Source organism: Marinobacter xestospongiae (assembly GCF_023156385.1).
Classification (GTDB): Bacteria; Pseudomonadota; Gammaproteobacteria; order Pseudomonadales; family Oleiphilaceae; genus Marinobacter; species Marinobacter xestospongiae.
In genome coordinates, this window is sequence record NZ_JAKZAK010000008.1 from 58,014 (window position 1) to 83,492 (window position 25,479).

At 61.2% G+C, this 25,479-nt stretch carries 24 protein-coding genes; 17 read left to right on the forward strand and 7 right to left on the reverse strand.

The window, feature by feature from the left end:
- The first annotated feature begins 4 nt into the window (after positions 1-4).
- The 5 genes from MLD24_RS07635 (at position 5) to MLD24_RS07655 (ending at position 5,114) form a co-directional block, all read left to right on the forward strand.
- Positions 5-1,180 (forward strand): tRNA-queuosine alpha-mannosyltransferase domain-containing protein, encoded by a 1,176-nt coding sequence (locus tag MLD24_RS07635; RefSeq protein ID WP_248165851.1) that lies wholly within the window; start codon positions 5-7, stop codon positions 1,178-1,180.
- A gap of 85 nt (positions 1,181-1,265) precedes the next feature.
- On the forward strand, positions 1,266-1,706 hold the full coding sequence (gene gloA, locus MLD24_RS07640) for a lactoylglutathione lyase (protein WP_248165853.1): 441 nt from the start codon (positions 1,266-1,268) through the stop codon (positions 1,704-1,706).
- Positions 1,707-1,795: 89 nt separating this feature from the next.
- Positions 1,796-3,199 (forward strand): mannose-1-phosphate guanylyltransferase/mannose-6-phosphate isomerase, encoded by a 1,404-nt coding sequence (locus MLD24_RS07645; RefSeq protein ID WP_248165855.1) that lies wholly within the window; start codon positions 1,796-1,798, stop codon positions 3,197-3,199.
- An 80-nt stretch (positions 3,200-3,279) separates the two neighbouring features.
- A complete protein-coding gene (locus MLD24_RS07650) occupies positions 3,280-4,725 on the forward strand; it encodes a hypothetical protein (RefSeq protein ID WP_248165863.1) in 1,446 nt (481 codons plus the stop codon).
- Between the two features lie 11 nt (positions 4,726-4,736).
- Positions 4,737-5,114: a hypothetical protein gene (locus tag MLD24_RS07655; RefSeq protein WP_248165865.1), complete on the forward strand. Its 378-nt coding sequence runs from the start codon at positions 4,737-4,739 to the stop codon at positions 5,112-5,114.
- A 49-nt stretch (positions 5,115-5,163) separates the two neighbouring features.
- Here MLD24_RS07655 and MLD24_RS21545 read toward each other — a convergent pair whose 3' ends face one another.
- Positions 5,164-5,727 carry a cold-shock protein gene (locus MLD24_RS21545; RefSeq protein ID WP_282450525.1) on the reverse strand — a complete coding sequence of 188 codons (564 nt, stop codon included), beginning with the start codon at positions 5,725-5,727 and terminating at the stop codon, positions 5,164-5,166.
- A gap of 205 nt (positions 5,728-5,932) precedes the next feature.
- Between MLD24_RS21545 and MLD24_RS07665 the strand changes: the two genes are divergently transcribed.
- A complete protein-coding gene (locus MLD24_RS07665) occupies positions 5,933-6,151 on the forward strand; it encodes a SlyX family protein (RefSeq protein WP_248165867.1) in 219 nt (72 codons plus the stop codon).
- A gap of 33 nt (positions 6,152-6,184) precedes the next feature.
- Here MLD24_RS07665 and dapE read toward each other — a convergent pair whose 3' ends face one another.
- The 6 genes from dapE to map form a co-directional block, all read right to left on the reverse strand.
- Positions 6,185-7,315 (reverse strand): succinyl-diaminopimelate desuccinylase, encoded by a 1,131-nt coding sequence (dapE, locus tag MLD24_RS07670; protein ID WP_248165869.1) that lies wholly within the window; start codon positions 7,313-7,315, stop codon positions 6,185-6,187.
- 80 nt (positions 7,316-7,395) lie between these two features.
- Positions 7,396-8,424 carry a 2,3,4,5-tetrahydropyridine-2,6-dicarboxylate N-succinyltransferase gene (gene dapD / locus MLD24_RS07675; protein WP_248165871.1) on the reverse strand — a complete coding sequence of 343 codons (1,029 nt, stop codon included), beginning with the start codon at positions 8,422-8,424 and terminating at the stop codon, positions 7,396-7,398.
- A gap of 78 nt (positions 8,425-8,502) precedes the next feature.
- Positions 8,503-8,847, reverse strand: a complete 345-nt coding sequence (locus tag MLD24_RS07680; protein ID WP_227175403.1) for an ArsC family reductase — start codon at positions 8,845-8,847, stop codon at positions 8,503-8,505.
- Between the two features lie 67 nt (positions 8,848-8,914).
- Positions 8,915-10,114, reverse strand: a complete 1,200-nt coding sequence (dapC, locus tag MLD24_RS07685) for a succinyldiaminopimelate transaminase (RefSeq protein WP_248165873.1) — start codon at positions 10,112-10,114, stop codon at positions 8,915-8,917.
- Positions 10,111-12,759, reverse strand: coding sequence for a [protein-PII] uridylyltransferase (locus MLD24_RS07690; RefSeq protein WP_248165875.1), 2,649 nt, complete (start codon positions 12,757-12,759; stop codon positions 10,111-10,113). Before MLD24_RS07690 ends, dapC begins: the two co-directional genes overlap by 4 nt.
- Positions 12,760-13,530 carry a type I methionyl aminopeptidase gene (gene map / locus MLD24_RS07695; RefSeq protein ID WP_248165877.1) on the reverse strand — a complete coding sequence of 257 codons (771 nt, stop codon included), beginning with the start codon at positions 13,528-13,530 and terminating at the stop codon, positions 12,760-12,762.
- A gap of 265 nt (positions 13,531-13,795) precedes the next feature.
- Between map and rpsB the strand changes: the two genes are divergently transcribed.
- From rpsB to lpxD, 11 genes are all read left to right on the forward strand, one after another.
- Complete coding sequence (gene rpsB, locus MLD24_RS07700; protein WP_227175407.1) at positions 13,796-14,545, forward strand: 30S ribosomal protein S2; 750 nt, start codon at positions 13,796-13,798, stop codon at positions 14,543-14,545.
- Between the two features lie 230 nt (positions 14,546-14,775).
- The gene (gene tsf / locus MLD24_RS07705) at positions 14,776-15,645 is read left to right on the forward strand and encodes a translation elongation factor Ts (RefSeq protein WP_248165879.1); all 870 of its coding nucleotides are present in this window, start codon (positions 14,776-14,778) and stop codon (positions 15,643-15,645) included.
- Between the two features lie 232 nt (positions 15,646-15,877).
- A complete protein-coding gene (gene pyrH / locus MLD24_RS07710; RefSeq protein WP_227175409.1) occupies positions 15,878-16,606 on the forward strand; it encodes a UMP kinase in 729 nt (242 codons plus the stop codon).
- A gap of 51 nt (positions 16,607-16,657) precedes the next feature.
- On the forward strand, positions 16,658-17,215 hold the full coding sequence (frr, locus tag MLD24_RS07715; protein WP_228752845.1) for a ribosome recycling factor: 558 nt from the start codon (positions 16,658-16,660) through the stop codon (positions 17,213-17,215).
- A 70-nt stretch (positions 17,216-17,285) separates the two neighbouring features.
- The gene (gene uppS / locus MLD24_RS07720; RefSeq protein WP_248165881.1) at positions 17,286-18,068 is read left to right on the forward strand and encodes a polyprenyl diphosphate synthase; all 783 of its coding nucleotides are present in this window, start codon (positions 17,286-17,288) and stop codon (positions 18,066-18,068) included.
- A 12-nt stretch (positions 18,069-18,080) separates the two neighbouring features.
- Entirely contained in the window at positions 18,081-18,917 is an 837-nt protein-coding gene (locus tag MLD24_RS07725) for a phosphatidate cytidylyltransferase (RefSeq protein ID WP_248165883.1), read from the forward strand.
- Complete coding sequence (gene ispC / locus MLD24_RS07730) at positions 18,917-20,080, forward strand: 1-deoxy-D-xylulose-5-phosphate reductoisomerase (RefSeq protein WP_425562303.1); 1,164 nt, start codon at positions 18,917-18,919, stop codon at positions 20,078-20,080. Before MLD24_RS07725 ends, ispC begins: the two co-directional genes overlap by 1 nt.
- A gap of 39 nt (positions 20,081-20,119) precedes the next feature.
- Positions 20,120-21,469 (forward strand): RIP metalloprotease RseP, encoded by a 1,350-nt coding sequence (gene rseP, locus MLD24_RS07735; protein WP_248166018.1) that lies wholly within the window; start codon positions 20,120-20,122, stop codon positions 21,467-21,469.
- A 43-nt stretch (positions 21,470-21,512) separates the two neighbouring features.
- Positions 21,513-23,831, forward strand: a complete 2,319-nt coding sequence (gene bamA / locus MLD24_RS07740; protein WP_248165887.1) for an outer membrane protein assembly factor BamA — start codon at positions 21,513-21,515, stop codon at positions 23,829-23,831.
- Between the two features lie 51 nt (positions 23,832-23,882).
- Positions 23,883-24,380 (forward strand): OmpH family outer membrane protein, encoded by a 498-nt coding sequence (locus MLD24_RS07745; RefSeq protein WP_227175413.1) that lies wholly within the window; start codon positions 23,883-23,885, stop codon positions 24,378-24,380.
- Positions 24,381-24,448: 68 nt separating this feature from the next.
- Entirely contained in the window at positions 24,449-25,474 is a 1,026-nt protein-coding gene (gene lpxD / locus MLD24_RS07750) for a UDP-3-O-(3-hydroxymyristoyl)glucosamine N-acyltransferase (RefSeq protein WP_248165889.1), read from the forward strand.
- Positions 25,475-25,479 lie beyond the last annotated feature (5 nt).

Sequence of the window (25,479 nt, forward strand, 5' to 3'; positions counted from 1 at the left end):
CGTTATGCGCGATGATCCTCACTCTCACGACCCCGAGTCATACGGCTCCAACTCTCACAGCTCTTGTCCTGACGGCCCAGAACGACCGCGGGCGCTGATCCTGTCGGCCTACGATGTGGGCAGCCACCGTCGCTGGCGGCAGCAGTTGGTGGCCTGCCAGCCCGCCTACGACTGGCAGGTGCTAACCCTGCCGCCACGTTTCTTCCGCTGGCGTATCCGGGGCAATGCCCTGAGCTGGCTGCGGGAGCCAGCCCTGTCGCGACCCTGGGATCTGTTGGTGGTCACCTCAATGGTGGACCTGGCGACTCTCAAAGGACTCCAGCCTCAGCTGGCAAGGGTGCCGACCCTGCTGTACATGCACGAGAACCAGTTTGCCTACCCGGAGTCCGCCGGCCAGCACCAGAGCATCGACCCGCAGCTGGTCAACCTATACAGCGCCATCGCCGCCGATCGGGTGGCCTTCAACAGTGAGTGGAACCGGCAGAGCTTCCTCACTGCTGTCGACGCCCTGCTGCGTAAGCTGCCGGATGCGGTGCCGGCCGGCGTGGTGGACTCGATCCGGGCCAAATCCCTGGTCTTGCCGGTGCCGCTGGAGGACCGGCTGTTCGTGTCCCGCCAGCAGCCCCATAACCGTGATGAGCCCCATCTGCTGTGGAATCATCGTTGGGAGTACGACAAAGGCCCGGGGCGCCTGCTCGCTCTTTTACAACGGCTGGAGGCGCAGGGGCAGCGATTCCGGCTGAGTGTGGTTGGGGAGCGTTTCCGCAGTCAGCCGCCGGAGTTCGAGGCCATTCGCAGCCGCTTCGGGCATCGGCTGGAGCACTGGGGGTTCCTGGAGGATCGGGACGGTTACGACGCCCTACTCGCCCGTGCCGATGTGGTGGTGTCGACGGCGTTGCACGATTTCCAGGGCCTGGCAATGCTGGAGGCGATGGCTTCCGGGTGCCTGGCACTGGCGCCGGACCGGCTGGCCTATCCGGAGTACGTGCCGGAACACCAGCGTTACCCCAGCCACCCGACCGATGAGGGCGCCGAGGCGCGGGCGGCAGCTCATTGTCTCGCGGCCTTGTTGGGCTCCAATGCCTCGCTGGTGCAGCCCCGGCAATGGAGCCTGTCTCATCTGGGGCCCCGTTACCGGGAACTGTTGGCGGAGCTGGTGGCGCAGCAGGCCAGCGAATGAACCAGACATCCCGGGATAGCCACAATTGCGCATTCAGCGCCCCCGGGCCCGGTGTACACTGGCGGAAGAAACCAAGGAGTTCGTCATGCAATACCTGCACACCATGGTCCGGGTCCACGACCTGGACAAATCCCTGCACTTTTATTGTGACCTGCTGGGACTGACCGAGATCAGCCGCAAAGACAGTGACCGCGGCCGGTTTACCCTGGTGTTCCTGGCCGCCCCGGACGACGAAGCCCGGGCCCGGGAAGAGAAAGCGCCAACGCTGGAGCTGACCTACAACTGGGACCCGGAGGAGTACACCGGAGGCCGTAACTTCGGTCATCTGGCGTTCCGGGTGGACGATATCTATGCCCTGTGTGAGCACCTTCAGCGCCATGGCGTCATCATCAACCGCCCGCCCCGGGATGGCCACATGGCGTTTGTCCGCTCACCGGACGGCATTTCCATTGAACTGTTACAGAAAGGGGAGCCGCTGCCGGCGGCTGAACCCTGGGCCAGTATGGAGAACACCGGCAGCTGGTAGCCTGCGTCGCCGGCGCCTGCATGGCCAAGCCTGGCCGGATTGCGTAGAATCCGGCCATCATTCCTTACTCTCATTGCCTGGAAACCAGTATGTTAGCAGTCATTCTCTCCGGCGGGTCTGGCACCCGCCTCTGGCCCCTGTCCCGGGAAGCATACCCCAAGCAGTTCCTGCCGGTTGTCACTGACGAGACGCTGTTGGCCGAGACCATTCAGCGGGGTCTGCAGCTGGACGAAAACGCCCGCGTTATGGCGATTACCAATGAAGACCACCGTTTCGTGGTGGCTGCCCAGCTTCACGCCCAGGCCAGCCAGCGTACCGAGGGAATCATCCTGGAGCCGGTAGGGCGTAACACCGCACCGGCCATCGCCCTGGCGGCACTGGCGGCGGGCGCGGAGTCTGATGAGCTGCTGCTGGTGATGCCGTCTGACCAGGTGCTGAAAGACATGAAGGCGTTCCGTGAAGCGGTCGACAAGGGTGCCGAAGCGGCGCGTGCCGGCAAGCTGGTGACCTTCGGCATTGTGCCGTCCTCACCCCATACCGGCTATGGCTACATCAAGGCCGGCAAGGACCAGGGCGGCTACGCCGACGTAGCGGCGTTCGTGGAGAAGCCCAACGAAGCGAGGGCGCAGGAATACCTGGACGAAGGCGGCTACCTCTGGAACAGCGGCATGTTCCTGTTCCGGGCCGACCGCTACCTGGAGGAGCTGGCGGAACACCAGCCGGCGATGCTGGCGGCTTGCCGTCAGGCCTGGGACGGCAAAGAGGGCGATATGGACTTCATCCGGGTTGCGCGGGAAGCGTTCGAGGCCTGTCCTGACGATTCCATCGATTACGCGGTGATGGAAAAAACCCGAGACGCGGTGGTGGTGCCGCTGGATGCCGGCTGGTCAGACGTGGGCTCCTGGTCAGCGCTGTGGGAAATCCAGCCACAGGATGAACACGGCAACGTCTGCCGTGGCGACGTGATCACTGAGGACGTTTCCGGCTCTTACATCCATTCCGAAAGCCGACTGATTGCGGCCCTTGGGGTGGACGACCACGTCATCGTGGAAACCGATGACGTGGTGCTGGTGGCGGATCGCTCCCGGGTCCAGGAAGTGAAAAAGCTGGTGGCCAAGGTCAAGGCCAGTGGCCGCCTGGAACACCGTTTCCACAAGAAAGTACACCGCCCATGGGGCACCTACGAAGGCGTTGCTCAGGGCGATCGTTTTCAGGTCAAGCGCATTACCGTTAACCCGGGGGCGTCGTTGTCCCTGCAGAAGCACCACCACCGCGCCGAGCATTGGGTAGTGGTCAAAGGCACCGCCAATGTCCACCGTGGTGAGGAGACCCTGCTGCTGACGGAAGACCAGTCCACGTACATTCCCCTGGGCGTGACCCATCGGCTCACCAACCCGGGTGTGATCCCCCTGGAGTTGATTGAAGTGCAGACCGGCAGCTACCTTGGGGAAGACGACATTGTCCGGTTCGAGGATACCTATAACCGGGTGTAACCGTGTCAGGACGATGCGGCTCGACAATCTTAGCGGTCGTTCCATTTTCCGGAACGGCCCAACGCAAAAAGGAGTTTGCGATGGAAGACTGGCAAGGATGCCTCACTCCCGTCTGCCAGCAGGCGCTTCAGGTCGCCCTGCGGCAGGTTCGCGGCCGTCATGGCTGCGCCATTACCGTGGAGGATTTCCTCCTGGCTTTGCTGGAAAGCGCCCCTGCACTGGTACGCTTTCTGCGGGCCCGCGGCGTTGACCAGGACGAACTGGTTCGCACCATCCAGTGTGAACAGCCCACCGTAACCTCACTGGCCGGCAACAGTCAGCTATCCACCCAATTGCAGTACTGGCTGGCTCTCACCCGGGAGCAGAGTCCCCGGCCCTGGCTGGACTGGCCCCAATTGCTGGAAACCCTCGCCGTGTCGGCCGAACGCTTGCAGGACAAAGCCTATGTGGCGGTGTTGGAGCAGGTTTCCCGGTGGCCGGATGGCTCCTCGGATACGGACTCTGCCGATAACTCCCCGGGTCACCCCTGTGGCGCCAAGGTATTGATCACCGATCCGGACTGGCTTGCCCTGGCAGAGGATGTTCGGGTTGCCCTGATGATGTCGGACCGGGCCCTGGTGTGGGTCAGCGGCCCAGCTGGCATTGGTAAGAGTGCCTGGCTGGCCGGGCTGGCTCCGATTCCCGGTCGGCGTCTGGAGTGGCTGCAGTGGCAGGATGATGACAGCTCGACATGGCAGAGTGTGCCTGCGGAGACACCGGTGGCGACAGCCGACTATGCCCGCTCCTCTGTATTGGTGCTGGATCAGCTCTCCCCGGGGGATCTGTGCGAACTGCTTGGCAGTAAGGGGTCGGAACTGGCTCGCCGGCTGAGGGCGCACGCCGGGCCGATACTGCTGGTCGGTCGCTGCAAGCTGGAGGCGTCGGGCGCCATTCGGGCTCTGGAATGCCAGCTTGGGCGCACACTGCAGCGCTTGCGGTTTCCGCTGCCCGGGCGAGGCCAGTTGACGGCGGTGCTGCATGCCCATCAGCCCTGCCTGGAGAAACGCTGGCAGGTCCGCATTGAGTCTGATGCCCTGGCTCGTGTGGTGGCCGCCTGGCCCGATCCGGTTGATACACCGGGCAAGGCGCTGGCCATTCTGGAGCGAGCAGTGGTGCGCAAAGCTCTGCGGTTCCACCAGGGGCAAGGGGACGAAGCCATACGGCTGGCGGGCGAAGTCCAGCTGTTGCGTCAGCGGTTGTTGATCGGCCTGGCCCGGCAACAGCCGGTGGCCGAGCTGGAACGGGTTCTGCACCAGCTTTGTCTGCAGCAGACGGCGGCGGAAGTGAGCTGGCAGGAAGAGCTTCACGTCGGTGCGTTTAATGACCTCCGGCCGCAGGACGTTGAGCAGGAGCTGATGCGCCTGCAGTGGCTCGACCAAGCGGAATGCCTGGTCCCGGGTTGCAGCGTTGCCCGCCAGGCGTCACTATGCAGCCAGAACAATGGGCTGCCCGGTTCACCAGAGTGGGCAGCGCAGAGCACAACTTAGGGAGACGGTGGGTGCAAGACCTTGAAATCTACATACGCGACCTGGAGCCAGGGCAACTCAGCCACTGGTTGCAGGCTCACTTTGATGAGCTTGAGCTGGATGACGCCAGTCTTGACCGGCCCATGTTGAGAGGGCAGGGCAAGGTCAACGCGCAGCCGGTGAGCATCAGCCTGTACCCTGGTGCGATGGGGCGACGTTACGCCTGTCTGGTGCTGGAAGGCAATGAGCTGCCGTGGGCAAGCGATCTGGATTGCGCCCGCAGCGCCTGGGAGGCTCTCCAGGTTGAAGTTCGTTGCAGCCCCGGCGGCTGGCAGGAAGGTGATCCGGTAGCGGATGAGAAATGGTGGCGGCTGGATCAGCGTGGTGAGCAGCTGGTGGCCTGGAACTGAGGGGATTGACGGTCAGTGGCCGCTGGGAGGCGACCACTGACCGACGGCCTTACTCTTCGAGGATAGAGACGTTGTCGGCCTGCAGGCCTTTATCCGCTTCCACCACATCGAAACGTACTGCCTGGCCCTGACGCAGGACGCGACGGCCACGCCCGCGAATGGCGCGGAAGTGCACAAACACTTCGTCACCGCTTTCACGCACGATAAAGCCGAAGCCTTTCTTGACGTTGAACCACTTCACGGTACCTTCTTCATCACCTTCCGGTCCCTCGTTGTCGTCATCATCATCGTCAGACGCCTGCGTGCGGGACTGAGGCGCGCTGCGACGCGCGGCCTGGGGCTGCTGACGGCTCTGGCGCTGAGGCTGCTTCTGGGAGAAGGTGATGGCAAGGAAACCGGCCAGGGCGAACAGTACCAGAGTCAGCACATAGGCGCCGATTCCCTGGGCACTACCCAGTACAAAGGTGGGTTTGCCGGCCAGTTCTGAGCTGCCGGTTTGGGACAGGATCTGGAACAGTTCCGGGGTAAAGGTCACCAGGGCGAACGCGAGAACGAACGGGGCCGGGATGGCGATCAGGATGGCCAGGAGGATCGCTTTGGCTGGACTACGCATTGGGGGATGTTTCTCCGTTATTCAAAATTTCAAACTCTAACCAACAAGGCCGGGAATCGCGTACACTTGGATAACCGACCGGTGAACAACAGCCGCTACCAGAAACCGGTGCCGGCTGACAAAAGCGCGATCATAACAGATATCAGCGGGTACTGGCCAAGCGGACGCTACATCGGAGAAGCCACAACAGAGGAGTCTCACTGCCATGACTGAGAAGTCCCTGGAAACCCGACTGGAAGAGCTGGAAACCCGGCTGGCCTTTCAGGACGACGTCATCAACACCCTCAACGAGCAAGTAGCCCGGCAGGAGCTGGAGCTGCGGGAATTGTGGGACGCCAAACGCCACCTCCACAAGCAGATCAAGGAGATGGCGCCTTCCAACATCAAGCCGGAAGAGGAAGAGACGCCCCCTCCCCATTACTGAGCCTGAGTGGTTGCTGATGGTGCCAGTGGCCTATCAGGCCAGCAGCTGCACCAGGATCTGTTCGTAGATATCGGACAGGGTGTCGAGATCCTCGGCCTTCACGCATTCATCCACTTTGTGGATGGTGGCGTTGATTGGTCCGAGTTCCACCACCTGGGCGCCGGTCGGGGCGATGAAGCGGCCATCGGAGGTGCCTCCGGAGGTCGACAGTTCCGTCTCGCGCCCGGTGACCTGGCGAATGGCGTCCTGGGTCGCACTGACCAGGGCGCCGCGATCCGTGAGGAAGGGGCGGCCACTGAGGTTCCATTCCAGGTCGTAGTTGAGCTTGTGATCGTCGAGTATCTCGGACACCCGCTCAGCCAGGGATTCGGCCGTGTTCTCGGTGCAGTAGCGGAAGTTGAAGTGCACCAGCAGTTCACCTGGAATGATGTTGCTCCCGGTTCCCGACTCGATCTTGGTGATCTGGAAGGTGGTGGGCGGGAAGAATTCGTTACCACTGTCCCAGTGCTGGGTGCTGAGCGCGGTCAGTGCCGGCGCGGCGGTATGCACCGGGTTCTCTGCCAGGTGCGGGTACGCCACGTGGCCCTGGACCCCGTGTACGGTGAGGTAGCCATGCAGTGAGCCGCGACGGCCGTTTTTGATCACGTCGCCGACCAGCTCGGTGCTGGAGGGCTCGCCAATCAGACACCAGTCGATCTTCTCGTTCCTTGCCTCCAGCGTTTCCACCACTTTAACGGTGCCGCCCTTGGCGGGGCCTTCCTCGTCGCTGGTAATCAGCAGTGCGATTGAACCGCGATGCTCAGGGTAGCGAGCCACGAAGCGCTCACAGGCAGTGACAAACGCCGCCAGGCTGCCCTTCATGTCTGCCGCGCCGCGGCCGTGCAGAAAGCCGTCGCGAAGGGTGGCGTCGAACGGCGGCAGCGCCCAGTTCTTCTCCGGGCCGGTGGGAACCACGTCGGTGTGGCCGGCAAAGGCCAGTACCGGGCCGTCCTGGCCCTTTCGAGCCCACAGGTTGTCGGTATCGCCAAAGCGCAGGGATTCTCCCTGGAACCCCAGGGCCGCGAGACGGGACATCATCAGTTCCTGGCAGCCGGCATCGTCTGGTGTGACGGAGCGGCGGCGAATCAGTTCCATGGCGAGTTCGATGGTGGGCGAGTTACTCATTGGGTGGCCTGTCTGTTTCGAGGTAGGGCGAGCCCGGTCCGCAGTCAGGGCAGGGACCGGGCGTGATCAGGGCGTAGCCCTCAGTTGTTGGCGTGAAGCTCTTCGTTGAGTTCGATCGCGGTCTTGTTGGTCTTGCACTCAACCGCGCCGGTCTGGCTGTTACGACGGAACAGAAGGTCCGGCTTGCCGGCGAGGTCGCGGGCTTTGACGACTTCCACCAGGTTGTTGTGGTCGTCCAGCAGCGCCACTTTGGAGCCGGATGTGATGTACAGGCCTGCTTCCACTGTGCAGCGATCACCCAGCGGGATGCCAATGCCGGCGTTGGCGCCGATCAGGCAGTTCTCGCCCACGGAGATGATGATGTTGCCGCCGCCGGACAGGGTGCCCATGGTGGAGCAGCCGCCGCCGAGATCGGAACCCTTGCCGATCAGCACGCCTGCGGAGATCCGGCCTTCGATCATGCTGGTGCCTTCGGTACCGGCGTTGAAGTTGATGAAGCCTTCATGCATGACCGTGGTGCCTTCACCGACGTAGGCGCCCAGACGTACGCGGGCGGTGTCAGCGATACGGACCCCGGCGGGAACCACGTAGTCGGTCATCTGCGGGAACTTGTCGACGGATTTCACTTCCAGCACGCGGCCTTCAAGGCGCGCCTGGAGTTGGCGATCCGGCAGTTCTTTCAGGTCGATCGCGCCTTCGTTGGTCCACGCCAGGTTGGGCAGCAGTCCAAAGATGCCATCCAGCTTGAGGCCGTGGGGCTTGGCCTGGCGGTGGGAGATCAGGTGCAGCTTGAGGTACACCTCCGGTGTGCTGCTGGCGGTGTCGTCGCTTTCCAGTACCGTGACCACAACCGGGCGCTGGCTGTCTGCGGCCTTGCGGGCGAGGTTGGCCTGGGCTGCGTCGCCAGCGTCGGCCAGAGCCTGGGCGAGGGCGTTGAGCTGGTCGGCATTGGCGACGAGCGCCTGATTGCCGCTGGTGTAGCCAAGGGCTGAGCGGGCGGCGTCAACCAGCGCGTCGGCCGGGTTGAGTACCGGTTGCTGGTAGAACACTTCCAGCCACTCGTTGCTGGTGTTCTGGGTACCGATGCCGATTCCGAATGCGAAACTCATGGCGCTGAATTCTCCTTCAATCTGGGATTTTGTGTTCGGGTCGCGCTGATGTCCTGTGGCCGTGTCGACGGCCCGGGCTCAGGGCGTGAAAGTGTTGGCCCAGTCATCGGCCTTGAAGCCGACGTAGACCTTGCCGTCCTGCTCAACCACCGGGCGCTTGATGATCGATGGGTTGTCGAGCATGACGGTGTGGGCGGATTGGGCGTCGATGTTATCACGAACCTCTTCCGGCAGCTTGCGCCAGGTGGTTCCGCGCCGGTTCAGCAGCAGCTCCCAGCCTACGGCCTGCTCCCAGCGGCTGAGCAGTTCCGGGTTTAGACCGTCTTTCTTGAAGTCGTGAAACTGATGGTCGATGCCCGCCTCATCCAACCACTTGCGGGCTTTCTTGACGGTGTCGCAGTTCTTGATGCCGTAGAGTTTCATGAGTCCTGACTCGTTGCTTGCAAGGGTTGGTTCGAGAGTTGGGCTGGTGCCTGGCCGACTACCGCCATTAGCGTTGGCGCAGATAGGTCGCTATGCGTTCGGCTGCCGTCACGCATTCGTCCAGCGGTGCGACCAGTGCCATACGCACCCGGTGTTCGCCCGGGTTGTAGCCGTCAATGGTGCGTGACAGATAGCGGCCGGGCAGAACGTGTACGTTCTGGGTTTGTGCCAGTTCGAGGGCGAAGGTTTCGTCGTCCACCGGCGTCCTGGGCCAGAGATAGAAGCCTGCGTCCGGGAAATCGACCTCCATCACCTGCTTCAGGATTGGCACCACTGCCTCAAATTTGGCCCGATAAGCGGCCCGGTTTGCCTGCACATGGGCTTCGTCCTGCCACGCCGCCACACTGGCGAGCTGGTGCTGAACCGGCATCGCGCAGCCATGGTAGGTGCGATAGCGCAGGTATTCCCTGAGGATGCGGGCGTCACCGGCGACAAAGCCGGAGCGCAGTCCGGGCAGGTTGCTGCGTTTGGACAGGCTGTGGAACACCACGCAGCGGGCGAAGTCGTCCCGGCCCAGGGCGGCGCAGGTCTGCAGCAGGCCCTCCGGCGGCTGGGCTTCGTCAGGGTAGAGCTCCGAGTAGCACTCGTCGGAGGCGATGATGAAGTCGTGGCGGTCCGCAAGCTCAATCACCCGTGCCAGGGTGCTGCGGGGAATAACGGCGCCACTGGGGTTGCCAGGAGAGCACAGGAACAGAATCTGGCAGTCGTCCCAGACGCTGGCCGGTACCTGATCGAAATCCGGGATAAAGCCGTTGCTCTCGTCGCAGGCGAGGTAGTGGGGGCTGGCGCCGGCCAGCAGTGCCGCGCCCTCGTAGATCTGGTAGAACGGATTGGGGCTCACCACTCTGGCGCCGGGGCGGCTGCGGTCCACCACCGACTGCACCAGGGAGAAGATGCCTTCCCGGGTGCCGTTGACCGGCACCACGTGTGCATCCGCCGTTAGTGTGCCAGCGGTCAGTTGAAAGCGGCGGGTGGCCCACGCCGCGATGGCTTCGCGCAGTTCGTCCAGGCCGCGGGTTGTCGGGTAGTTGGCCAGTCGGTCCAGGTTGTCCGCGATCACCCGTTTGACGAATTCGGGGGCCGGATGCTTGGGCTCACCGATGCCCAGGGCGATGGCCGGGAGGTGGTCGGGCAGCTCGATGCCGGCCTTGAGCTTGCTCAGTTTTTCAAAGGGGTAGGGGTGCAGTCGGGACAGGTTGGGGTTCATTGAGTCTGGTCCAGCATGTTGCAGAGGTCTTCCTGAAGGCGGTGACACACGTTCGGGTCCTGGATCGGCTGGCCGTGTTCGTCGGTGACGAAGAACACGTCTTCCACCCGCTCACCGAGGGTGGCGATTTTGGCGGTGGCCAGGCGTACCCGGTGTTCCAGCAGGACCTGGCCGATTCGGGCCAGCAGGCCGGGGCGGTCGGGGGTGACGACTTCCATCACCGTGCGCTGATTGTAGGTGTCGTTTGAGAACGTCACCTCCGTCGGGAAGGCGAAGTGCTTGAGTTGTCTCGGGGTGCGCCGGTGAATGATGTCCGGGTAGTCCTCCGGATCATCCAGTTCCTCGATCAGGCGCTTGCGTACCCGCTCCTTGCGGGCCGGGTCGATCCCCAGTGGTTGGCCCTTGTCATCCAGCACGACGTAGGAGCTGATGGAGTAGGGGCTGTTGGTGCAGGTGGTGATGCGGGCGTCGGCGATATTGAGGTTGAGTTGCTCCAGCACCGCCGTTGTGGCCGCGAACAGCGCAACCCGGTCTTTCATGTAGATGGTGATCTGGGAGTAGCCTTCACTGGGGCCGCCGCGGGTGTCACGGATCAGCACCAGGGGGTCCGGGTGGTCGCCATGGCGGATGATGGCGGCCGTCTGCCAGGCAATGTCCACGGTGGAGTCCTGGAGGAAGTAGTCCTGGTCCAGGTTGTCCCAGATACTGTCGATCTGCTCGTCACTGAAGCCCTGGGACAGCAGCATTTCCCGGGCTTCCGTGCGGGTGGCCCGGACCCACTCCTGGCGGTCCACCGGGTTGTCGTTGCCGCGGCTCAGAACCCGTTTCGCCTCAATGTACAATTGCCTCAGCAGGGAGGCGCGCCAGGTGTTCCAGAGCGAGGGGTTGGTGGCGCTGATATCGCAGACGGTGAGCACGTACAGGTAATCAAGGTGCACCTCACTGGGCACGGACCGGGCGAAGCCCTGGATAATGTCGGGGTCGGAGATGTCCTTGCGCTGAGCCGTCATCGACATCAGCAGGTGGTTCTCCACCAGCCAGGCGATGAGCTGGGTATCGCGCTCGCTGAGGTGGTGGCGCTGACAGAATGCTTCGGCGTCGATCGCCCCCAGTTCGGAATGATCCCCGCCCCGGCCCTTGGCGACGTCGTGATAGAGCCCGGCAATGTACAGGGTTTCCAGTTTCGGCAGTCGATGGATCAGGCGCGATGCCAGCGGGAACTCGGTGCGGGCGTCCGGGCCGGTCAGGCGCACCATGTTGCGGATCACCCGCAGGGTATGGGCGTCCACTGTGTAGATGTGGAACAGGTCGTGCTGCATCTGGCCGATGATCTGGCCAAATTCCGGCAGGTAGCGCCCCAGCACATTGTACTTTTTCATGTACGACAGGGTCTGATCCAGCGCATGGGGCGTTTTCAGCAGTTCCATGAACAGGGTCGTTACCGCCAGGTCGCCGCGGAAGGCATCGTCAATAAGGTGCCGGTGGGCCCGCAGGGAACGAATGGTGGTGGCGCGGATGCCCTTGATCTCCGGATGCTGCGCCATCAACACGAAGATCTCCATAATGGCGTAGGGCGCGTAGGCAAAGACCTGGTTGTTGATCGCTTCAATGTAACGGTTACGGACCTGGAAGCGTTTGTTCAGCGGCTGGATGGTTTCCTGGCCCTCGCTGGCGAGGATGGCCTCATCGTAGTACTGCAGGATGACGTCGGCCAGCTCGGCCAGCGCCAGCACGGTGCGGTAGTAAGCCTGCATCATCGCTTCCACGCCCAGGCGACGGCCTTCGTCACGGTAACCCAGCAGGTGAGCCAGAGCTCGCTGGTGATCAAACAGCAGTCGGTTCTCGTTGCGATCGGCGATCAGTTGCAGGCCATAACGCAGTCGCCAGAGGAAGGTCTCGCCCTCGAGCAGAATCCGGTGTTCTTCTTCGGTCAGAATGCTGAAACGAGTCAGATCGGCGATGCTCTGCAGGCCGAAATGCCGCTTGGTGATCCAGCCAATGGTCTGGATGTCTCGTAGCGCCCCGGGGGAGCCTTTGACGTTGGGCTCGAGGTTGTACTCGGTGTCGCCGTATTTGGTGTGGCGGGCCTGTTGCTCCTCCCGCTTGGCGATGAAGTACTCCCGGTCGGTCATGATGTCATCGGAGTAGATGGCATCGCTCAGGGTTGAGCGCAGTTCGTCCGGGCCGGCTACCGTCCGGGTTTCCAGCAGGTTGGTGAGAATGGTGACGTCGTCGCGGGCGGCGTGCTTGCTTTCTTCCAGGCTGCGGACGCTGTGGCCGATGTCCAGTCGCAGGTCCCAGAGCAGCGTGATGAAGGCGCCGAGATCTTCCTGCCAGTCGTCCTCAACGCCGTTGCGGCTGAGAATCAGCAGATCGATGTCGGAATGGGGGTGAAGCTCGCCGCGACCGTAGCCGCCCACAGCCACCAGGGCAATGTCCGGAGAGCTGGCGAAAGGGTAGCGTGACCAGATGAGCTGGAGAACCCGGTCGATGGTGTTGGCGCGGGACTGCACCAGCTCCCGCACCCCGGCACCCTGGCGAAAGGCCTCAGCATCCGCGTTGTAGCGGGATTGCAGCAGTTCGCGGGCTGCCAGGACCGGGGACAGGTCCTCGCGGACTCGGGTTTCCAGCTCGGCCGTGTCCACCTAGAACGACTCTTCGGTTCGCTTGGTGAGCACGTCACAGCCGTCGGCGGTCACCAGCAGGGTGTGTTCCCACTGGGCGGACAGTTTGTGGTCCTTGGTGACCACGGTCCAGCCGTCTGGCAGCAGCTTGGTCTGGTACTTGCCCTGGTTGATCATCGGCTCGATGGTGAAGGTCATGCCTTCCTGGAGTTCGAACCCGGTGCCTGGCTTGCCGTAATGCATGACCTGGGGCTCTTCATGGAACACCTTGCCAATGCCGTGACCGCAGTAGTCTCGAACCACCGAATAACGATGCTTCTCGGCGTGACGCTGGATTACGTGGCCGATGTCCCCCAGGCGGGCGCCTGGCTTGACCAGTTCAATACCTTTATAGAGGCATTCCTGGGTAATCTGGATCAGTCGCTCGGTGCCGGGCTTGGGCTTGCCCACAATGAACATCTTGCTGGTATCACCGTGGTACTCATCCTTAATGACGGTAACATCGATGTTCATGATGTCGCCGTCCTTGAGGATTTTCTTCTCCGACGGAATGCCGTGGCAGATCACGTGGTTGACCGACGTGCAGATCGACTTCGGAAACCCCTTGTAGTTCAGCGGAGCCGGAATCGCCTTCTGTACATTGACGATGTAATCGTGACAGATGCGGTCCAGTTCCTCGGTGGAAACGCCAGGCTTGATGTACTCGCCAATCATCTCCAGCACTTCGGCCGCCAGACGGCCGGCGACACGCATCTTCTCGATTTCTTCCGGGGTCTTGATCGTTACCTGCATTGGGCTTCCTGTTGATTTGGATCAAACAGGCATTTTAAGGGTGCGCTGTTCCGGGTACAAGGCGGTGGCTGCCTTCGCCGGCGCCTTAAAAGGTACGAAAGCAATGGCGCCGGGGTTTGCTTTTGTGGTATAAACGCGCCCGCCGGACATCAATCCGGTAAATTCGCACACGCGTCGACACGTTGTCCCAGGGTGCCCCCTTAACAGGTGGGGTTGGGGCAATCGGACGTGTGGAGGACTAACCCGAAGCTAAAAGGTATATATCATGGCTCAGGTAAATATGCGTGACCTGCTGAAAGCAGGTGCTCACTTTGGTCACCAGACCCGTTACTGGAACCCGAAAATGGGTAAGTACATCTTTGGTGCCCGTAACAAGATTCATATCATCAACCTGGAGCAGACTGTTCCTGCCATGAACGACGCGCTGAAGTTCGTTCAGCAGCTGGCAGAGAGCAAGAACAAGGTCCTGTTCGTTGGCACCAAGCGTGCTGCCGCCAAGATCGTTAAGGAAGAAGCCGAGCGCGCTGGCCAGCCGTTCGTAAACCACCGCTGGTTGGGTGGTATGCTGACCAACTACAAGACCATTCGTCAGTCCATCCGTCGCTACCGTGATCTGGAAGCCCAGAGCAAAGACGGTACTTTCGACAAGCTGACCAAGAAAGAAGCCCTCGAGCGTACCCGCGAGATGGACAAGCTGGAGCGCAGCATCGGCGGTATCAAGGACATGGGTGGCCTGCCGGACGCTCTGTTCGTGATCGACGTTGACCACGAGCGCATCGCGATCAAGGAAGCCAACAAGCTGGGCATCCCGGTCATCGGCGTTGTTGATACCAACAGCGATCCTGACGGCGTTGACTATGTCATCCCGGGCAATGACGACGCGATCCGTGCGATCCAGATCTACGTTAAGGCGGTTGCCGATACCTGTGTTGAAGGTACTCAGGCTGGCGCCGGCGCTGATGAGTTTGTAGAAGTCAGCGAAGACGCCGAAGGCGCAGCTCCGGCTGCCGAGTAAGACGCCTGGCGTCATGTGCTGATCATCTTTCGGCGCTTGAATGTGGGGGCTGAGGAGAGAAACCTCCGGTCCCCCTTTCTTCAGGTGCGAAAGGTACGGGCAAGACCCGACTCCACCCGAGTGGGAGGATCAGCGTTCTGAACAGTCGAGGCTGTTCAGGTTTTCCTGAATATCTGTACCGGCCCCATAAGGGACGGGACTCCAGATTCCTGACATTGAGAGGATTGAACATGGCTGCAATTACCGCTGCAATGGTCAAAGAACTGCGTGAGCGTACCGGTCTTGGCATGATGGAGTGCAAGAAGGCACTGGTAGAAGCTGACGGCAGTGTAGAAACTGCTATCGAAGAGCTGCGTAAGTCTTCCGGTCTGAAGGCCGCCAAGAAAGCTGGTCGTACCGCTGCTGAAGGCGTTGCCCTGATCAAGGTATCCGACGACAACACCGTCGCATACGTCCTGGAAGTCAACTCTGAGACTGACTTCGTTGCCCGTGATGACAACTTCATGGCTTTCGCCAATGACGTTCTGGCCGTTGCGTTCGACAAAGGCGAGACTGACGTTGCCAAGCTGATGGAAGGCGAACTGGAAGAGAAGCGCCAGGGCCTGGTTCAGAAGATCGGCGAGAACATCACTGTTCGTCGTCTGCTGAAGGTTGAAGGTCCGGTTGTTGGTGGCTACGTCCACAGCAACAACAAGATCGCTTCCGTTGTTGCCATTTCTGCTGGTGACTCCGAAGTGGCTCGCGACGTTGCCATGCACGCCGCTGCGGTTAACCCGCGCGTTGGCAAGCCAGAAGACATGCCTGCTGAAGAGCTGGAAAAAGAGAAGGAAATCATCAAGGCCCAGCCGGATATGGAAGGCAAGCCTGATGAAATCGTTGAGAAGATGATGGGCGGCCGGATCAAGAAGTTCCTGAAAGAGAGCAGCCTGGTCGAGCAGCCGTTCGTCAAGAACCCGGACCAGACCGTTGGTGAGCTGATCAAGGCTGCCGGTGGTGAGCTGGTTGGCTTCATTCGCCTGGAAGTTGGCGAAGGCATCGAGAAGGAAGAAGTGGACTTTGCTGCCGAGGTTGCTGCTGCAGCCGGTACCGGCAAGGCCTGATCCTGCTCCCAGGGCCCGGAATCAACGATTGTCGGGCCCGACAAAGACTGCCACGTTGGCTGGGGAAACCCGGCCCTCGTGGCGGGCTTGTATCTGAGATACCCCTTTTTTACCGCCGGATCGGCTGGAGAGGTATGTCAGATGCGAGTCCGGACAGTGATCGCGCCAGTCGACAGGCGTGGTCCTCCCGCAGCGTCGTCATCCTGCCAGCCAATGTATAGAGGGGATCATCATGCCTAAGTCTTCGAACAGCCAGCCACGGTACAAGCGAGTTCTGCTGAAACTCAGTGGTGAGGCGCTCATGGGTGAGCACGATTTCGGCATTGATCCGAAGGTGCTGGACCGAATGGCCCTGGAGATCGGCGCGTTGATCGGTATCGGGGTCCAGGTTGGCCTGGTGATCGGTGGTGGTAACCTGTTCCGCGGTGCCGCCCTGAACGCGGCGGGCATGGACCGGGTAACCGGTGACCACATGGGGATGCTGGCAACCGTCATGAACGCCCTGGCGATGCGGGATGCCCTGGAGCGCTCCAACATCCGTACACGGGTAATGTCGGCCATTCCGATGAGCGGCATTGTTGAGCATTACGACCGCCGCCGTGCGGTTCGCGATCTCAAGGATGGCGATGTCGTGATCTTCTGCGCCGGTACCGGCAACCCCTTCTTCACCACCGATTCCTCCGCCTGCCTGCGTGGCATCGAAATCGAAGCCGACGCGGTACTCAAGGCCACCAAGGTGGATGGCATCTACTCCGCCGATCCGGTCAAGGATCCATCAGCGGAGAAATACGACTATCTGACCTATGATCAGGTGTTGGACATGAAGCTGGAAGTCATGGACCTGACTGCAATCTGTCTGGCCCGTGATCACGGCATGCCGTTGCGGATCTTCGACATGAACCAGCCGGGCGTGTTGACCCGGATTGTCACCGGCGAGCCCGAAGGCACACTGGTCGACTGAGTCGGCGACAGACAACGTTTTTTTACCAGACACAGAATTGAGGATGCTGCAGTGATCAACGAAATCAAATCCGATGCCGAAACGCGCATGAAGAAGAGCCTGGAAGCTCTGGGTTCAGCATTCAACAAGATCCGTACCGGTCGCGCCCATCCGGCGATCCTGGATAGCGTTATGGTGAGCTATTACGGTCAGGACACCCCGCTGAAGCAGGTGGCCGCGGTCAACGTCGAAGACAATCGTACTCTGGTGGTGGCGCCCTGGGAGAAGAACCTGACGCCGACCATCGAGAAGGCCATCATGATGTCTGATCTGGGCCTGAACCCGTCCACCAACGGTGACGTGATTCGGGTACCGATGCCGATGCTGACCGAGGAAACCCGTCGCGAGATGGTCAAGCAGGCCAAGGCAGATGCCGAGCACGCCCGTGTCTCCATCCGCAACGCCCGCCGGGACGCCAACAATGACATCAAGGACCTGGTGAAGGAGAAAGAGATCTCCGAAGACGACCAGCGTCGCGGTGAGGAAGAGGTCCAGAAGCTGACCGACCGCTACGTAGCTGAGGTCGAGAAGATGCTCAAATCCAAGGAAGAGGACCTGATGGCGGTCTAGACCGTCACGGTTCGGCGTTCACCAACCACCGGCAGAGAGCCTTCCCAGGCGCTGCCGGTCAGGGGTTAGCATGACGGAAAAGGTATCCGCAGATATTCCGGTTTCGGCGGCGACGCGGCCCCGGCACGTGGCGATCATCATGGATGGCAACAACCGCTGGGCCAAGGCGCAGCGCCTGAAAGGGGTTGCCGGTCACAAGGCCGGGGTCAAGGCCGTCAAGTCGGTGGTGGAAACCTGTGCCCGGGAAGGGGTGGAAGTACTCACCCTGTTTGCGTTCTCAAGCGAGAACTGGCGTCGTCCCGAGGATGAGGTATCGGCATTGATGCGGTTGTTCCTGTTCGCGCTGGAACGGGAAGTCAAGAAACTGCACCGCAACAATATCCGGCTGCGGATCATTGGCGATCGCAGTGCCTTCAGCGCCGTGCTCCAGGAGCATATGGCCCGTGCCGAAGAGTTGACCCGTCACAATACCCGCATGACGCTGGTGATTGCCGCCAACTACGGTGGCCACTGGGATATCACCCAGGCCACCCGCCAGGTGGCGGCAGACGTGGCGGCAGGGCGCCTGGCGCCGTCCGATATCACCGATGACCTGATTCAGCAGCACCTCTCCATCGGCGACCTGCCCATGCCGGATCTGATGATCCGCACGGCCGGTGAGCAGCGGATCAGCAACTTCCTGCTCTGGCACCTGGCCTATACCGAATTCTACTTCTCAGAGGTGTACTGGCCGGATTTCCACGAAGCGGAGATGCGCGAGGCGTTGGAAGCCTACTCCCGTCGTCAGCGCCGGTTTGGCCAGACTGACGATCAGATTTCCGCCGCGTGCTCGCCCGACAATAACGACGAATAAGCGACCCGACTCGTGTTAAAGACCCGTATTATCACCGCCCTGATCCTGGCTCCCATTGCGATCGGGGGCATTTTCTTTCTACCGCCACTGGGCTTCGCCCTGTTTACCGGTCTGATCATCGCCATTGGTGCCTGGGAGTGGGCCAATATGGCAGGACTGACGTCCCAGGCCGCCCGTTTTGGCTATGCCGCAGTCGTTGCCGCCGTGTTGTACCTGTTGTACCAGCCCCTGGCCTGGGTGAACTGGGTGGCGCTGGTGTGGTGGGGAATCTGTCTGCTGTTGGTGCGCAGCTACCCCAAGGGCACGGATCGGTGGTCACCGGTGCCGGTGCGGGCGCTGATGGGCGTGCTGGTTCTGGTACCGGCCTGGGTTGGTTTGAACCAGTTGCGCAATGGCGACGTCGAGTTTGGCCGTCTGGACAACAACCTGCTGGTTATTCTCTACGTCTTCTGCATTGTCTGGGTCGCGGACATCGGTGCCTATTTTGCCGGGCGCGCCTTTGGCAAGGCCAAGCTGGCGCCCCGGGTCAGCCCCGGTAAATCCTGGGCTGGGGTGTGGGGTGGCCTGGCTGCCGTCGCGGTGTTGGCAACACTGTGCAGTATGGCTGTCGAAGCGACCCTGGTGGAGGGCTCGCTGCTGGTCATCGCCAGTTTGCTGACCGGGGCGATTTCGGTCCTGGGTGACCTGCTGGAGAGCATGCTCAAACGCCATCGTGGCATCAAGGACAGCAGCCAGCTGCTGCCGGGGCATGGCGGCATCATGGACCGGATCGACAGTCTCACCGCCGCAATTCCGGTGTTTGCACTGTTGGTTGGGCTGTTGGGCTGGCTGCGGGCCGGAGTGGCATGATGCGCTCGGTGACGGTCCTGGGCGCTACCGGCTCCATTGGTCAGAGTACACTGGATGTCATCCGTCGCCACCCACAGCGGTTCCGGGTCGAGGCGCTGACGGCCAGCACCCGGGTCGATGAGATGACCCGCCTGTGTCAGGAATTCCAGCCGTCGGTCGCCGTGATGGCGGACGCCGCCGCTGCGGCCGAGCTGCAGTCCCGTTTGTCCGGTACCGACATCGAGGTGCTGACAGGTGAATCGGGGTTGTGTGCGGTCGCTGGTGACGCAGGCTGTGATACCGTTATGGCGGCCATTGTGGGGGCGGCCGGTCTGGCGCCCACCCTGGCAGCTGTGAAGGCCGGCAAGCGGGTTCTGCTGGCCAACAAGGAAGCACTGGTGATGTCCGGTCAGTTGTTCATGGACGCAGTGGCCCACTCTGGCGCCGAGCTGCTGCCGATCGACAGCGAGCACAATGCCATCTTCCAATGCTTGCCCGCAGGGCAGAGTCGGCAGTTGGATGCCGCCGGTGTCCGCCGAATTCTGCTGACCGCCTCCGGCGGCCCTTTCCGTACCTTCAGCGTCGAGCAACTCCAGGATGTTACTCCGGAGCAGGCCTGTGCCCATCCCAACTGGTCCATGGGGCAGAAAATCTCGGTGGATTCCGCCTCGCTGATGAACAAGGGGCTGGAGCTTATCGAAGCCTGCTGGCTGTTCAACACTGATCCCGGTAAGGTGGAGGTGCACGTCCATCCTGAAAGCATCATTCACTCCATGGTGGACTACGAGGATGGCTCCGTGCTGGCGCAGTTGGGTAGCCCCGACATGCGCACGCCTATCGCCAACGGCCTGGCATGGCCGGAGCGGATTGAAGCCGGAGTGCCGCCTCTGGACCTGTTTGCCATTGGTCGTTTCAACTTTGAGCGCCCGGACCCGGACCGTTTTCCCTGTCTGCGACTCGCCGCCGAGGCGTTCTATGCCGGAGCGACGGCGCCAGCCATCCTGAACGCCGCCAACGAAGTGGCTGTTGATGCCTTTCTGAAGCGTAAGATTCGTTTCGTGGATATCCCGGCTATCATTGAGCGGACCCTGGCGCGGGTGGCGATTGAACCGGCAAGCAATTTTGAGGCAATCTTTGCCAAGGATGACGAAGCTCGAGCGGTGGCCCTTGAGCAGATCCGTTGAACTCTCAATCATTGAGAATGACTGGCAAATGACATTATGATGCAGCTATTGCAGACCATACTGGCATTGGTGCTGACCCTGGGAATCCTGGTCACCATCCACGAGTATGGCCATTTCTTGGTGGCCCGGCGCTGCGGGGTCAAGGTGTTGCGGTTTTCCGTTGGCTTCGGCAATCCGGTCTACTCCTGGTACGATCGCCACGGTACCGAGTTTGCGATCGCGCTGATTCCCCTGGGTGGCTACGTCAAGATGCTCGACGAGCGCGAAGGGCCCGTGCCGGAAGAACTCCGGGATCAGGCGTTTACCTCCAAATCGCCGGGTCAGCGTATTGCGATTGCCTCGGCTGGTCCTATCGCCAACTTCCTGTTCGCCATTGCTGCTTACTGGCTCCTCGGCGTGGTCGGATTCAATGCCCTGGCCCCGATTGTGGGGGAAGTGGAGCAGGATTCGGTCGCTGGACGACTTGGCCTGGAAAGTGGGATGGAAGTGACTGAGGTTGATGGCCGCCGGGTATCGTCCTGGCAGGACATCAACATGCGCCTGCTGGAGCGTGCAGGGGAGCATGGGTCAGTCTCGATGACGGTCATCGACGACGGCCTGTCCCGTCAGCTTCAGGCCTCCCTCAATGGCTGGCAGTTGGATGACGAAGCACCATTGCCTTTGAGTCAGTTTGGCGTATCGCCCTGGCGACCGGCGGTGCCGGCGGTGATTGATCAGGTGCTCGAAGACGGTCGTGCCGCCTTGGCTGGGCTGCGACCCGGTGATGAAGTAACGGCGGTGGACGGTGAGCCCGTGGCCGGCTGGTACGAACTGGTGAAGGTGATTCGGGGCGCGCCAGAGCAGACCCTGGAGCTGTCAGTGCTGCGCGATGGGCAACTGATGCTGGTGGCCATTACGCCAGCGGAGCAGGTGCAGGATTCCGGAGAGACCATCGGTTACGTTGGTGCAGGTGTGCAGCCGGTCGATTGGCCTGAGAGCATGCTCCGGGAGGTCGGTTACAATCCGCTGGCGGCGATTCCGTATGCGATTGAGCGCACCTGGGCCGATACCCGGCTGACGCTGGTGGCGATCAAGAAAATGGTTACCGGGCTGCTGTCTCCCAAAAATCTCAGTGGTCCGATTACCATTGCCCGGGTGGCGGAGCAGAGCGTCAGTTCCGGATTTGAGGATTTTATTCGTTTCCTGGCCTACCTGAGTGTCAGTCTCGGCGTGCTTAACCTGCTGCCGATTCCGGTACTCGATGGCGGCCATATCGTTTTCTATACCATTGAAGCCATTCGCCGTAAGCCGGTCTCGGAACAGGTTCAGGCGCTAGGATTACGAATTGGTATGGTAATGATTCTTTCATTGATGGTGTTTGCACTTTACAACGACCTGATGCGGTTGTGAGAATTGCCACCTTCTTACGCGCACCAACAGGCGAAGTTATTGAATGAGACGGTCTTTTTTCGGCGCAGTATTCGGCCTGGCAGTTACTTCCTTGGGTGGCCAGTCAGCCTTTGCTGACGAGTTCATCATTTCCGATATCGAAGTCGAGGGGCTGCAGCGGGTTTCCGCGGGCAGTGTGTTCTCGGCGTTCCCGATCGGTATCGGGGAGTCACTCTCCGACCGGGCACTGGCGGATGGCATCAAGACCCTGTTCAAGACCGGTCTGTTTACCGACATAGCCGCCAGCCGCGACGGCAACGTGCTGATCCTCTCGGTACAGGAGCGGCCTTCGATCAGCTCTATCGATATCGAAGGCAACAAGAATATCGAGACCGAAATGCTGATGGACGCGCTGTCCAGTGCCGGTCTGCAGGAAGGTCAGGTCTTCCGGCGCGCGACCCTGGAGCGGCTGGAGCTTGAGATCCTGCGCTCCTACGTGGCGCAGGGGCGTTACAACGCCCGGGTCAAGGCCACCGGCGAGACCCTTCCGCGCAATCGGGTGGCCATTCGCCTGGAGATCAATGAAGGCGATGTGGCGGCGATCCAGCACATCAATCTGATCGGCAACAAGAGCTTCGACGACGAGCAACTGCTGGATCTGTTTGAACTGCAGACCAGTGGCGTCTGGGCGTCGCTGACCAGTGCCGACAAGTACGCCCGCGAGCGCCTCAGCGGTGATCTGGAAACCCTGCGTTCGTTCTACCTCGACCGTGGCTACATAGATTTCACGGTGGAATCCTCCCAGGTGTCGATCTCGCCGGACAAGAAAGAGGTGTTCATTGCCATTGCCATCAATGAAGGCCCCCAATACACCATCCGCGATATCCAGCTCCGGGGCGATCTGATTCTCGACGAAGAGACGCTCAAGAAACTGTTCGTTATCGAAGAGGGGGATGTGTTCTCCCGCGCCTCGATGACCACCACGTCGGATCTCATCACCCGGCGCCTGGGCACCGAGGGCTACGCCTTTGCCAACGTCAACGCCATTCCGGAGACGCACGACGACAACACCACGTCGGTGACCTTCTTCGTGGAGCCTGGCAACCGCGCTTACGTACGTCGTATCAATTTCCGCGGCAACGTCGCCACCCGGGACGATGTGCTGCGTCAGGAAATGACCCAGATGGAAGGTGGGGTGGCGTCAACCGACCGGATCGAGTTCTCCAAGACCCGGCTTGAACGTCTTGGTTTCTTCAAGACTGTGGACGTTGAGACGGTGCCCGTGCCGGGTACTGACGATCAGGTGGACGTCAATTATTCGGTGGAAGAGCAAACCACCGGGAGCCTGTCTGCTTCAGTGGGTTATTCCCAGACTTCCGGTGCCATCCTTGGTGCCAATATCTCGGAGAACAACTTCTTCGGCAGCGGTAAGCGGGTGTCCATCGGCGCCAACGTCAGCGATTCGATCAAGAGCGCCAACTTCTCCTACCTGGACCCTTACTTCACCGTGGATGGGGTCAGCCGTGGGTTTAGCCTGTTTGCCCGGGAAACCGACTTCGAAGACCAGGACATTTCCTCCTACCTGCTGGATGAGTATGGCGGCAAGCTGACTTTCGGCTACCCCACCGACAACATCACCCGGCTGAATTTCGGCCTGGGCTATACCCTGTCGAAGGTCCAGACCGGGAGGTTCACGTCGCTGGAAGTGGAGGATTTCATCGCCGAGGAAGGTGACCACTTCAACAACTACTACCTGTTCGGTTCCTGGCGGCGCAGCACTCTCAACCGGGGAATTCTGCCCACCGATGGCTACAGTCATACCCTGTCTGCGGACGTGGCGGTGCCGGGCAGCGACCTGACGTACTACAAGCTGCGCTACAAGGGCGACTTCTACCAGCCTCTTAACGACGCCCAGAGCTGGGTGCTGAGGGTGCGGTCCGAGGTTGGTTATGGGGATGGCTACGGCGATCGTACCGTGATGCCGTTCTACGAGCATTACTACGCGGGTGGTTACGGCTCCGTTCGCGGTTTCGAGGCAAACTCACTGGGGCCGCTGGCGACCAATAGTGAGAACGACGACTCTGATCCTGATCCCTTCGGTGGTAATCTCCTCACCGAGGGCAGCATTGAGCTGGTATTCCCGACGCCGTTTGCCGGCGATACCCGATCCATGCGGACGCTGTTTTTCATCGATGGCGGTCAGGTGTTTGATGCCGATCGCGGTTATGATCCGCGATTTGATGAAGTCCGGTTCTCGGCCGGCATCGGTTTCCAGTGGATCACGGCGGTGGGTCCGCTGGCGTTCAGTCTGGCCAAGCCATTAAACGACAAGGACGGGGATGACACCCAGGTGTTCCAGTTCTCGTTGGGCCAGAACTTCTAACCCAGCCAACTCGTGACCGGCTGGATCGATTCAACCATGAGGAGAGTGGACATGTTCAGAAAACCCGCAGTGGCTGCGCTACTGGCTCTGTTGATCGCCATGCCGGCCGCGGCCGATACCCGCATTGGCGTGGTGGACCTGCGCCAGGCGCTGTTTTCTTCCAACGATGCCCAGGCTTTCAGTGACAAACTGCAACAGGATTTTGCGGATGAGGAAGCCAATGTGCGCTCGGTTCAGGAAGAGGCCCGCCAGCTCAAGGAGCGTCTTGAGAAAGATGGCGCGATGATGAACGAGTCCGAGCGGAATTCCCTGGCCTCCGACTTCCAGGACAAGGTCCAGGAGTTCAATTTCCTCAAGCAGCGTCTGGACAACACCGTTGCCGGCCGTAAGCAGGCGTTTCTGGAGCAGGCTCGTCCGGAGGTGGACGCCGCAGTCAAGGAACTGCTGGAAGAGAACGATCTCGACCTGATTCTGCCGAGCGAAGCGGTGGTCTACGTGAAGCCGGAGATGAATCTGACCCAGCAACTGCTCGAGAAGCTGAATCAATAACGTTTAGGCCGGTCTGGCAGTTCTCCGGGTCGGCAGACGGGACACTGGATGCTGGCACGGGAGCTGACATGACACAGAAAACCTACACCCTCGGTGAAATCGCCGCGGCACTGGGCGCTGAACTGCAGGGCGACCCCGATGTCCGCGTGGAAGGGCTGGCGACGCTTCAGGCTGCCGGCCCCGGCCAGCTGTCCTTTCTGGCCAACCCCGCCTACGCCCGTTTTCTGGCCGACACCCGGGCGTCCGCTGTGATTGTGGCGCCGGCGATGGCTGAGAAAAGTGCGACCAATGTCCTGTTACTGGACAACCCCTATCTTGGGTATGCTCGCCTCAGCCATTGGTTTGATCCGGCCCCGGTAGCGCCGCCCGGAGTCCATCCCACGGCGGTTGTGGACCCCACGGCCGTCATCCCCGACACTGCCTCCGTTGGCCCCCAAACCGTCATTGAGGCGGATGTGGAGCTTGGCGATGGCGTGGTGATTGGGGCGGGCTCAGTGATTGGCGCCCGCTGTCGTATTGGCGCTGGTTCGGTGCTGCGCCCGCGGGTGACTCTGGCCCACGATGTGGTAATGGGTGCCCGTTGCCACATCCTCAGTGGTGCCGTGCTGGGGTCGGATGGCTTCGGCTTCGCCAACGAGCGGGGTGTCTGGCACCGGATTGCGCAGATCGGGCGCGTGGTTCTGGGTGACGACGTCGAAGTCGGCGCCAACACCACCATCGATCGTGGCGCGCTGGACGATACTGTCATCGGAAATGGGGTAAAACTGGATAACCTGATCCAGATCGCCCATAACGTTTCTATTGGCGACCACACCGCCATGGCGGCAAAGGTGGGTGTGGCCGGCAGTACCCGTATCGGGCGGCACTGTGTGTTCGGCGGTGCTTCCGGCGTTGCCGGCCATCTCGAGATCGGCGACCAGGTCCAGCTCACCGGCATGACGCTGGTGACCGGCAACCTTTCCGAGCCCGGAGTCTATTCTTCGGGGACCGGTGCGGAATCAAACCGGCAATGGCGAAAAAACGCGGTTCGCTTCCGACAGCTTGATGCGATGGCCAGAAAGCTGAAGGAACTGGAAAAGAAAATTGAGGGCTGAGGCCA